The following is a 10,413-nucleotide window of genomic DNA, read 5'->3' on the forward strand; positions in this document are numbered from 1 at the left end:
GCCCACTCTCGCGGCGGGGTAACGCCCCCGCGACACGTCTTTGCGCTATTGACTCCCACGGCCGTATACACCGCTTCCCATCGCCCTTGGCAGGGTGTAGAACATGATGGGAGAAAAACGCTATGTTTCTGTGCGGCGAGCGGGAAAATGGCAAGCCTTCAGACTAATAAATGCGACAGCTACGATATTTTATACATATAAATAAGATTTATGTGTTAGTTTTCTGTATTTATAATAATGATTATCAATCAGGAGTTATTTGCACAGCTATGAGGGACAATGATTTTTTCAGCTGGCGGCGGGATATGCTGCACCAATTTCAGTCCATGGCCACCGGCGAGGAGGTTTATAATCTCCTGCAACGTGAAACCGAAGCGCTGGAATATGATTACTACACGCTTTGTGTGCGCCACCCGGTGCCTTTCACCCGCCCCCGCGTTACGTTCCAGTCGACTTACCCCCGCGCATGGATGTCGCACTATCAGGCAGAAAATTATTTCGCGATAGATCCTGTGTTACGGCCGGAGAATTTTATGCGTGGCCATCTGCCATGGAACGACAGCCTGTTTCGTGATGCGCCGGCACTGTGGGACGGGGCGCGTGACCATGGTCTGCAAAAGGGCGTGACGCAGTGCCTGACGTTGCCAAACCATGCTCAGGGATTTCTCTCTGTCTCCGCGAACAATCGTCTGCCGGGCGGTTACCCTGAAGATGAGCTTGAGCTGCGTCTGCGAACGCTGACTGAACTAAGCTTGCTGACGCTGCTGCGTCTGGAAGATGAGATGGTGATGCCGCCGGAGATGAAGTTCAGCCGCCGCGAACTGGAAATCCTCAAATGGACGGCGGAAGGAAAGACTTCGGCGGAGGTGGCGATGATTCTCTCGATTTCGGAAAATACGGTGAATTTCCATCAGAAGAATATGCAGCGGAAATTTAATGCGCCGAATAAAACGCAAATTGCCTGCTACGCCGTGGCGACTGGGCTAATCTGAATGCGCCTGCCGTTCTGCGTGTCAGACGTGATACCGGCTGTCAGTGATACTTTCAGCCGGCACAGGATTACTGCCGATAGGCTTGTTTAATCTGCTTAACGGTGCTGGAGAATACGGCGGCCTGAGCCTCATCTTCCATCTGTGAAATCTGCTTTTCCATTTTAATAATCACGCGCCCCGCATCCGCCTGGCCCATCGCCTGCAGCATCAGCGTAATCATCGCTTTCAGGCAGGAGACTTCCTGCGCCAGTTCCTGCTTATTTTCTGCAGTGGAAAAATCTGGTGTGCTCATCGATATCCTCGTTTACTCGCTGCGCTATTGCGCTCTAGTCAATGTGAAGGCCGCGCAGTATACCACAAGCGACAGAAAAAAAAGGTGTGCTTAATTTCTGTTCTCTCATCTGAGCTGTGAATGTTTTTATGCTTCGGATAATACGTAATAGCCGTCGGCAAGCCAATAATTTCCCCCATCTATTTAGCTCGTTAATAATTGTTACATATTTTGCTTCGTATTTATGCGCTACGTAATCTGTTGTGTTTTTTGTGCCTTCTGTATGAGTATTGTTAAAAAATAAGAGCCGGGCAACTGACTGTTCTCAATGACTTTCCACTTAGTGTGCACAGACATTGCCATAAATGAGAGCCAAATCGAGGCGAGGGCATTTTTTTGCCTTTTAAAATAGCAATAAAACCCGGTAATATGTGGGAGATAAAGTATCAGTAGCGTTATCCCTCATTCTGGAGATTATTCCTTTGATCAACGTTCTTCTTGTTGATGACCACGAACTGGTGCGCGCAGGGATACGACGCATTCTGGAAGATATAAAAGGGATTAAAGTCGCTGGCGAAGCCTGCTGCGGCGAGGACGCCGTCAAGTGGTGCCGGGCTAATTCCGCAGATGTCGTCCTGATGGACATGAACATGCCTGGGATCGGTGGTCTTGAAGCGACGCGCAAAATCGCGCGCTCCGTGGCGGGCACCAAAGTGATCATGTTGACCGTGCATACCGAGAATCCTTTACCTGCCAAGGTCATGCAGGCGGGCGCGGCAGGCTATCTCAGTAAAGGCGCCGCGCCGCAGGAAGTGGTGAATGCCATCCGCTGCGTCGCGTCCGGGCAGCGCTATATTGCCTCCGATATTGCCCAGCAAATGGCGTTAAGTCAGATTGAACCCGAAAAGACAGAATCGCCGTTTGCCAGTTTGTCTGAACGCGAATTGCAGATTATGCTGATGATCACCAAAGGTCAGAAGGTGAATGAGATCTCAGAGCAGCTAAATCTGAGTCCTAAAACGGTTAACAGCTACCGCTATCGGATGTTCAGTAAATTAAACATTCATGGCGATGTCGAGCTGACCCACCTGGCAATTCGCCATGGCCTGTGTAATGCGGAGTCGTTAGCAAGCCAGTGAGTGATGTTTTTGACGCAAAAGCTTTCCTGAAAACGGTGACCAGCCAACCCGGTGTGTATCGGATGTATGATGCTGGCGGAACCGTCATCTATGTTGGCAAAGCCAAAGATCTGAAAAAGCGGCTCAGTAGCTACTTCCGCAGCAACCTTGCGTCGCGTAAAACGGAAGCGCTGGTAGCGCTTATCGCGCAAATCGACGTGACCGTCACCCACACCGAGACGGAAGCGCTGCTGCTTGAGCACAACTATATTAAGCTGTACCAGCCACGTTACAACGTGCTGTTACGCGACGATAAATCGTATCCTTTTATTTTTCTCAGCGGCGATACTCATCCGCGTCTGGCGATGCATCGCGGCGCCAAACATGCGAAGGGCGAATATTTTGGTCCTTTTCCCAACGGCTATGCCGTGCGCGAGACCCTGGCGCTGCTGCAGAAAATCTTTCCCATCCGTCAGTGTGAAAACAGCGTCTACCGCAATCGCTCCCGCCCCTGTCTGCAGTATCAGATTGGTCGCTGCCTGGGGCCGTGCGTGGCCGGGCTGGTCAGCGAAGAAGAGTATGCTCAGCAGGTAGAGTATGTGCGGCTGTTTCTCGCCGGCAAGGATGACCAGGTGCTGACCCAGCTCATCGCGCGGATGGAGAAGGCGAGCCAGAACCTGGAGTTCGAAGAGGCCGCGCGCATCCGCGACCAGATTCAGGCCGTCCGCCGCGTGACGGAGAAACAGTTTGTCTCCAACACCGGTGACGACCTCGACGTGATCGGCGTCGCCTTCGATGCCGGCATGGCCTGCGTGCATGTGCTGTTTATCCGTCAGGGCAAAGTGCTGGGCAGCCGAAGCTACTTCCCGAAAGTGCCGGGCGGCACCGAGCTGGGAGAGGTCGTGGAGACCTTTGTCGGCCAGTTCTACCTGCAGGGCAGCCAAATGCGCACGCTGCCGGGGGAGATTTTGCTCGACTTTAACCTTGGGGATAAGACGCTGCTGGCCGACTCGCTGTCGGAGCTGGCGGGTCGTCGAATCAATGTGCAGACTAAGCCGCGCGGCGACAGAGCGCGTTATCTTAAGCTGGCGCGGACCAACGCCGCGACAGCGTTAACGACCAAATTGTCTCAGCAATCGACCATTCATCAGCGTTTGCAGGCGCTGGCCAGCGTACTGGAGCTGCCGGCCGTCAAGCGAATGGAGTGTTTTGACATCAGCCACACCATGGGCGAACAGACCGTAGCATCCTGTGTGGTGTTTGACAGCAATGGCCCACTGCGCGCGGAGTATCGGCGCTACAACATCACCGGCATTACCCCTGGCGATGACTATGCGGCGATGAATCAGGTCCTGCGCCGTCGCTATGGTAAAGCGATTGATGACAACAAGATCCCGGATGTGATCCTGATAGACGGCGGCAAGGGACAGCTGGCCCAGGCGAAAGCCGTGTTTGCTGAACTGGACGTCCCCTGGGATAAACATCATCCGCTGCTGCTGGGCGTGGCGAAAGGTAGCGATCGAAAAGCGGGTCTGGAAACGTTATTCTTTGAGCCGGAAGGGGAAGGGTTTAGCCTGCCGCCGGATTCGCCGGCCCTGCATGTGATCCAGCATATTCGCGATGAATCGCACGATCATGCGATCTCCGGGCATCGCAAAAAACGGGCGAAAGTGAAGAGCACCAGCTCGCTTGAGACTATCGAGGGGGTGGGGCCGAAGCGTCGTCAGATGCTGCTGAAGTATATGGGGGGGCTGCAGGGGCTACAGCAGGCCAGCGTCGAAGAAATTGCTAAAGTACCGGGCATCTCTCACGCTCTGGCAGAAAAGATCTTCTACTCGTTGAAACATTAGGGGCTCTGTAGCAACATAGGGCTAATTTTTACTTACAACAGATAGTTACCCGTCACTATGCAATTTAATATCCCTACGTTGCTTACTCTGTTTCGCGTCATCCTGATCCCGTTTTTTGTGCTGGCGTTTTATCTGCCCTTTAGCTGGGCGCCGTTTGCCTGCGCGCTGATCTTCTTTGTTGCCGCGGTAACCGACTGGTTTGATGGTTTCCTCGCTCGTCGCTGGAATCAGAGCACCCGTTTTGGCGCCTTCCTCGACCCGGTTGCCGATAAAGTCATGGTGGCTATCGCCATGGTGCTGGTTGCCGAACACTATCACACCTGGTGGGTCACGCTACCGGCGGCGACCATGATTGCCCGTGAGATCATTATCTCCGCGCTGCGTGAGTGGATGGCGGAGCTGGGGAAACGCAGCAGCGTGGCGGTCTCATGGATTGGCAAAGTGAAAACGACCGCCCAGATGACCGCCCTGGTATGGATGCTGTGGCGTCCTTATCCGTGGGTGGAGTGGGCCGGGATCGCGCTTTTCCTCGTGGCGGCGGTGCTGACGCTGTGGTCGATGCTGCAGTATTTGAACGCGGCGCGCGGCGATTTGCTTGATCAGTGATCGTTTCGCCGTTATTTTCAGCAAACGATACAAAGTTGCGAAAAATACCGTTGACTCACCGCGAGAGATAAGTAGAATGCAACGCATCGAACGGCGGCACAGTCTTCCAGACGATAACAAAATCAAGTGATTAGCAAATAACTTGATGATGCGGGAATAGCTCAGTTGGTAGAGCACGCCCTTGCCAAGGTCGGGGTCGCGAGTTCGAGTCTCGTTTCCCGCTCCAGATTAACAGCATCGGCAGTTGCGGGTGCTTCAGTATTAAAGGCGCGTTAGCAAAGCGGTTATGTAGCGGATTGCAAATCCGTCTAGTCCGGTTCGACTCCGGAACGCGCCTCCACTTTATATCCCGAGCCCGGATGGTGGAATCGGTAGACACAAGGGATTTAAAATCCCTCGGCGTTCGCGCTGTGCGGGTTCAAGTCCCGCTCCGGGTACCATTGGGAAATACAGAATAATCAAAGCAATAAGCAGTGTCGTGAAACCACCTACGGGTGGTTTTTTTGTTTCTGTACTTTCGCTTTCTGATACCTTTCCCGCCAGCCTGACGCCACGGCGTTTTTCGGTTAACTCTTGCCTTACAGTCAATTTCTCATTTGTCCCAGGACAAAACGATCGCGCCTTGCTACTATCAAACGGACTCTCAGCCCAGCCTGCCGGAGGCAGCATGTTCAGTGGACTTTGCGCATTTCCTTTGACACCTTTGCATCAGCAAAAATTTGATGAAAAAGCGTTTATTCGTATTCTCGCCCGTCTTACCGATGCCGGAGTCGACTCTCTGGGCATCTTAGGTTCAACCGGTAGCTACGCTTATCTCAGCCGTGAGCAGCGCAGACGAGTGGTGCAGGTGGCGAAGGCGCATGCGGGGTCGATCCCGATGATGGTCGGCGTCGGCGCCATTGCGACTAACGAGGTGCTACGCCTGGTGGAGGATGCTCAGGAGGCAGGGGCGGATGCGTTATTACTGCCGATGATGTCCTATCAGCCGCTTTCCGCGGAGGAGATCTTTGCCTTTTACGAAGAAGTTTGCCGGCATGTCTCGGTGCCGGTTTGCCTGTATGACAATCCCCGCACTACCCACGTAATGCTGGCGGATGAGCTGCAGGGGCGCATCGCCGCCTTGCCGGCCATTGCCTCGATTAAAATTCCCGGCCTGCCCGCGCCACAGGCGAGCGAACGTGTAGCGGCCCTGCGTCAGCATCTTCCCTCTCGCGTTACGCTTGGCGTCAGCGGCGATGCGTGGGCCACTGCCGGGTTGCAGGCCGGCTGCGAAGCCTGGTATTCGGTCTGCGGCGGACTCTTTCCCCGCTGCTCACTTGCGCTGGTAAGAGCCATACGTAGCGGCGATGTGGCGCAGACTGCGGCACTGAATGAGCAGCTGGCCCCCCTATGGCGATGCTTTGATCGCTATGGTGGTAGCCTGCGAGTGATAGCCAGCGCCGCAGCGGTGCTCGGACTCTGCGATCCAGACTCGCTTCCCCGTCCTTTGCTTTCGTTAGGGGAGGAGGCCTGTCGTGAGGTGGCGTCGGCGCTGCGCGGCCTGGCCTGATCGCGTATCGTTGACACCGGCGCAATAGGTATCGCCGGGTGGCTTTCTGTTGGCAATTCGGCTACTGTAGGCCCGATTTTTACCATGCGAGCCTGTGAATGAATACCGGACCTTTGAACGAAAACGAACTGGAATGGCTGGATGACACTCTGGCGAAATACGCCGCCGAAGGCGCCATTCTGGATGTCTCTGAACTGGATGGCCTGCTGACGGCGATCCTCTCTGCGCCGACCGACATCGAACCCGCTCAGTGGCTGCTGGCGATTTGGGGCGGGGCGGATAATGTCCCGCGCTGGGCCAACGATCGCGAGCGCGATCGCTTTGTCAATCTGACGCTGCAGCATATGAGCGATATCGCCGAACGGCTGGAGTCTTATCCCGATCAGTTCGAACCGCTGTTCGGCACCCGCGAAGCGGAAGGTCAGGAGCTGACCATAGTTGAGGAGTGGTGCTTTGGCTATCTGCGCGGCGTGGCGCTGAGCGACTGGTCGACGTTGCCCGCTGAACTCCAGCCGGAGCTGGACGCTATCGCGCTCCACGGCAGCGAAGAACAGTTTAGCGCGCTGGATAATCTGACGGCGGATGAATTTATCGCCAGCATCGAGCGTATCACGCCGGCGGCGCTGGCGCTTTACCAGTACTGGATAGCGAATCCGCAGCCGGTAGAGGCCCCGCAGCCAATAAGAAATGAAGCGAAAGTCGGACGCAACGATCCCTGCCCATGCGGCAGCGGTAAAAAGTATAAGCAGTGTTGCTTAGCGAAATGAACAAGGGGCCAGCAGGCCCCTTTTTTATCCCACCGCGGGCAACAACCCGGCAGCGATGCTGAACTGAATAGCCACGATGCCGATCCCGCACAGCAGAACCAGCCATAGCGTCGGTGCGCCGCCGGCGACCCGCCAGGTAGCCTGCGGATGCTCTCGACGACTCTTCATGACCAGCAGGGCCGGCATTATCAGCGCCAGCACGGCTAATGCCACCCCGGCGTAGCCGAGGGCCATGACGAAACCGCGGGGATAGAACAGGGCGAACGCCAGCGGCGGCAGGAAGGTGATTATCCCGCTCTGCAGACGCCCGCCGACGCTGTTTTTACGCTGAAACATATCCGCCAGATAATCAAACAGGCCGAGCGAGACGCCGAGGAATGACGTCGCCAGCGCAAGGTCGGCAAACAGGTGAACGGCCAGCTCCACATGCGGTGACGCCACCACTTCGCGGATCGCCTCCAGCAGGCCGTTCAGACCAGCGTTATTTGCCAGCAGGGCGGTAAAGGCCGGGGCGTCGATACTGCCCAGCGTCGCCAGCTGCCAGAAAATATAGGCCACCAGCGGAATAAAGCTGCCGATGATAAATACCCGGCGCAATTTGCGAATATCCCCCCCCAGATAGCTGACGATGCTCGGGACGCTGCCGTGAAAACCAAAGGAGGTGAAAATCACCGGAATGGCCGACAGGGCCAGGCCTTGCTCAACCGGCAGCGTCAGCAGGTTCACCTGATGAATGTGCGGCATCAGCAGGGCCAGCATAATCACCAGGAAGACGATTTTGGCGCTAAACAGGAAGCGATTGAACAGATCCACCAGCGCGGTGCCAATGCACACTACCGCCCCGCCGAGGAGGGTGAAGATCAGTACGCCTGCGGCCGGCGGTAGCTGCCAGTCCAGCCACTGGTTGAGGCTGGAAGCGAGTAATTCACCGGCGCCACTGATATAGGCTGCCGTGAGGGCGTACAGCAGAAACAGCATGCAGAATCCGGTAACCCACTGCCCATAACGGCCCAGATAGCGCGCCGCCAGAGAACCGAGCCCCATATCGGCAGGGACATGCTGGTAGACTTCCAGCAGCAAAAGGGCGGTATAGCACATCAATGCCCACAGGGTGAAAAGTAAACCCAACGTGACGGTAAAGCCGACGCCTGCTGCGGCCAATGGCATTGCCAACATTCCTGCACCGATGGTGGTGCCAGCTACGATTAAAATACTGCCCAGAGTGCGGTTTTTCACGCTTTTCGCTATCCCTACAGCAAATAACAATAAATTATGCCGCGCAGAGTAGGGGATATTACGGCTTTCGTCAAATCGGGATTACAAGTTGTGTAATGAAATGTTTACATAATAAGAGGGCGAAAGCCTGCGCTGGCGCAAGGCGCGGGTTGACGGTCTGGCCTAAGCTGGCGGTTTTTGCAGGAGGGGTTATGTCTTCTATTCATGGTCATGAAGTTTTACAGATGATGCTCGCCTCGGGTGAGTCCTGGACGGTCGCCTCGCTGGAGGCCGCCATTCGCCGCCGCTTTGGCGAAGAGGCGCGGTTTCACACCTGTTCAGCAGAGAATCTAAGCGCCGCACAGCTGGTGGCGTTTTTAGAGAAAAAAGGCAAATTTATTGCCAGAGAGGAAGGTTTTACTACCGCAGAAAATAAGATCTGCCGACATTAAGGGGGCCGCGACACGGACTGTCGCGGCGCGGGGGATTAATTCTGCGCGTCGAGGGTAGCCAGCTCTTTATCGATAAAGTACAGACCTTCGCCGCTTTTTCCAGCGAGGGTCAGTTTATCGATCACCGATTTAAATAATTTCTCTTCTTCATGCTGTTCAGCAACATACCACTGCAGGAAATTAAAGGTCGGGTAATCCTGGCTGGTCATGGCCGCGTGCGCCAGTTCATTTATTTTTTGCGTGATCAGCTGCTCATGCTCGTAGGTCTGGCGGAACAGCTCGTCGAGTGAGGCATATTCGGCAAACGGGGAGGCGATAGCGTTGATCCGCGGCAGGCTGCCGGTGTCGGTTAGATAGTCGAACAGGCGCTGCATATGGGTCATCTCTTCCTGAGCATGGCGACGCAGGAAGGCCGCGGCGCCTTCAAAACTGTGGTAACTGCACCAGGCGCTCATCTGCTGATAAAGAAGAGAAGAATAGAGTTCAAGATTCATCTGTTCATTGAGTTTGTCAATCATGTCCGTTTTCAGCATCGTTGCACTCCTGGAATTAAATAATAGATGTTATTGGCTGCCACTATAATTTGTTATTTAATTATTTGCAAAAAGTAAATTTAAAAATCTTTTATTTAAAATGCTAATGGGAATAACACGCATTGGCAGTTTAATAATAAATGAGAATGCTTTTAATTTATTATTCATTATTGCCTGGGGCGGTCAGGATTTTGTCGCCGGCGGGTGGTAAGGGAGGACGAAGCGGATACGCCAGCATGCAGAGGGCTGAGGTCAACAGACAGGGGGAGCCTGCGAAAGTGTGAAGCACTGCGTAAATTTTAAAACAACTTTTCATAAAATTTGAAAGTTTGTTTTCAAGGTAGTAGAGTGCAGTCAACGCCAATGACATTCTGCGGGCAGGCCCGCACAGCATTCAGGAGAGTAAACCATGAAGATTGCACTGATGATGGAGAACAGCCAGGCGAACAAAAACGCCATCATCCTCAAGGAGCTTAACGCGGTTGCCGACGAAAAAGGATTCCCGGTCTATAACGTCGGCATGAGCGATGAGAACGATCATCATCTGACCTACATCCATCTTGGGATCATGGCCAGTATTCTGCTGAATTCGAAAGCAGTTGACTTCGTGGTCACCGGCTGCGGTACCGGTCAGGGGGCGCTGATGTCGCTGAACATCCATCCGGGCGTGGTCTGCGGCTACTGTATCGATCCGGCGGATGCGTTCCTGTTTGCCCAGATCAACAACGGTAATGCGCTGTCGCTGCCGTTTGCCAAAGGCTTCGGCTGGGGCGCCGAACTGAATGTGCGGTTTATCTTTGAAAAAGCCTTTACCGGCCGCAACGGCGAAGGCTATCCGCCGGAGCGCAAAGAACCGCAGGTGCGCAATGCCGGGATCCTCAACCAGGTCAAAGCAGCAGTAGTAAAAGAGAACTACCTCGATACCCTGCGCGCCATCGATCCGCAGCTGGTGAAAACCGCAGTCTCCGGCCCACGCTTCCAGCAGTGCTTCTTCGAAAACTGCCAGGATAAAGCAATCGAAGACTTTGTTCGCCAGATCGTCGCTTAACCGTCATCAGGG

Annotated in this window: 11 protein-coding genes, 3 tRNA genes and 1 pseudogene; 11 read left to right on the forward strand and 4 right to left on the reverse strand. The window is 54.5% G+C overall.

Annotation, left to right across the window (positions count from 1 at the left end; all coding sequences use genetic code 11):
- Positions 1-269 precede the first annotated feature (269 nt).
- Entirely contained in the window at positions 270-992 is a 723-nt protein-coding gene (sdiA, locus tag HMPREF9538_RS20010; protein ID WP_002911542.1) for a transcriptional regulator SdiA, read from the forward strand.
- A gap of 67 nt (positions 993-1,059) precedes the next feature.
- On the opposite strand, the gene HMPREF9538_RS20005 is transcribed toward sdiA, so the two are convergent.
- The gene (locus HMPREF9538_RS20005; RefSeq protein WP_002911541.1) at positions 1,060-1,284 is read right to left on the reverse strand and encodes a DUF2594 family protein; all 225 of its coding nucleotides are present in this window, start codon (positions 1,282-1,284) and stop codon (positions 1,060-1,062) included.
- A gap of 461 nt (positions 1,285-1,745) precedes the next feature.
- On the opposite strand from HMPREF9538_RS20005, the gene uvrY reads away from it, so the two are divergent.
- From uvrY to HMPREF9538_RS19965, 8 genes are all read left to right on the forward strand, one after another.
- On the forward strand, positions 1,746-2,402 hold the full coding sequence (uvrY, locus tag HMPREF9538_RS20000; protein WP_002911539.1) for a UvrY/SirA/GacA family response regulator transcription factor: 657 nt from the start codon (positions 1,746-1,748) through the stop codon (positions 2,400-2,402).
- The gene (uvrC, locus tag HMPREF9538_RS19995) at positions 2,399-4,231 is read left to right on the forward strand and encodes an excinuclease ABC subunit UvrC (RefSeq protein WP_002911538.1); all 1,833 of its coding nucleotides are present in this window, start codon (positions 2,399-2,401) and stop codon (positions 4,229-4,231) included. Before uvrY ends, uvrC begins: the two co-directional genes overlap by 4 nt.
- 57 nt (positions 4,232-4,288) lie before the next feature.
- Positions 4,289-4,837 (forward strand): CDP-diacylglycerol--glycerol-3-phosphate 3-phosphatidyltransferase, encoded by a 549-nt coding sequence (pgsA, locus tag HMPREF9538_RS19990; protein WP_004141115.1) that lies wholly within the window; start codon positions 4,289-4,291, stop codon positions 4,835-4,837.
- Positions 4,838-4,987: 150 nt separating this feature from the next.
- Positions 4,988-5,063, forward strand: a tRNA-Gly gene (locus tag HMPREF9538_RS19985).
- Between the two features lie 40 nt (positions 5,064-5,103).
- Positions 5,104-5,177, forward strand: a tRNA-Cys gene (locus HMPREF9538_RS19980).
- A gap of 13 nt (positions 5,178-5,190) precedes the next feature.
- Positions 5,191-5,277: transfer RNA gene (locus tag HMPREF9538_RS19975), tRNA-Leu, on the forward strand.
- 227 nt (positions 5,278-5,504) lie between these two features.
- Positions 5,505-6,386, forward strand: a complete 882-nt coding sequence (locus tag HMPREF9538_RS19970; RefSeq protein ID WP_009484436.1) for a dihydrodipicolinate synthase family protein — start codon at positions 5,505-5,507, stop codon at positions 6,384-6,386.
- A gap of 98 nt (positions 6,387-6,484) precedes the next feature.
- Positions 6,485-7,153 carry a YecA family protein gene (locus HMPREF9538_RS19965; protein WP_004141106.1) on the forward strand — a complete coding sequence of 223 codons (669 nt, stop codon included), beginning with the start codon at positions 6,485-6,487 and terminating at the stop codon, positions 7,151-7,153.
- Positions 7,154-7,177: 24 nt separating this feature from the next.
- On the opposite strand, the gene tyrP is transcribed toward HMPREF9538_RS19965, so the two are convergent.
- A complete protein-coding gene (gene tyrP, locus HMPREF9538_RS19960) occupies positions 7,178-8,389 on the reverse strand; it encodes a tyrosine transporter TyrP (RefSeq protein ID WP_004151453.1) in 1,212 nt (403 codons plus the stop codon).
- 191 nt (positions 8,390-8,580) lie between these two features.
- Between tyrP and HMPREF9538_RS0127160 the strand changes: the two genes are divergently transcribed.
- Complete coding sequence (locus tag HMPREF9538_RS0127160; RefSeq protein WP_004175410.1) at positions 8,581-8,820, forward strand: YecH family metal-binding protein; 240 nt, start codon at positions 8,581-8,583, stop codon at positions 8,818-8,820.
- A 35-nt stretch (positions 8,821-8,855) separates the two neighbouring features.
- Here HMPREF9538_RS0127160 and ftnA read toward each other — a convergent pair whose 3' ends face one another.
- On the reverse strand, positions 8,856-9,353 hold the full coding sequence (gene ftnA, locus HMPREF9538_RS19955; RefSeq protein ID WP_004141101.1) for a non-heme ferritin: 498 nt from the start codon (positions 9,351-9,353) through the stop codon (positions 8,856-8,858).
- A 57-nt stretch (positions 9,354-9,410) separates the two neighbouring features.
- Positions 9,411-9,591, reverse strand: a pseudogene (locus HMPREF9538_RS0127165) (hypothetical protein).
- A 171-nt stretch (positions 9,592-9,762) separates the two neighbouring features.
- On the opposite strand from HMPREF9538_RS0127165, the gene HMPREF9538_RS19950 reads away from it, so the two are divergent.
- Positions 9,763-10,401 carry an RpiB/LacA/LacB family sugar-phosphate isomerase gene (locus HMPREF9538_RS19950; RefSeq protein WP_002911528.1) on the forward strand — a complete coding sequence of 213 codons (639 nt, stop codon included), beginning with the start codon at positions 9,763-9,765 and terminating at the stop codon, positions 10,399-10,401.
- The last annotated feature ends 12 nt before the right edge of the window (positions 10,402-10,413 follow it).

This window comes from Klebsiella sp. MS 92-3 (genome assembly GCF_000195655.1).
In the GTDB taxonomy this organism is placed as follows: domain Bacteria; phylum Pseudomonadota; class Gammaproteobacteria; order Enterobacterales; family Enterobacteriaceae; genus Klebsiella; species Klebsiella pneumoniae.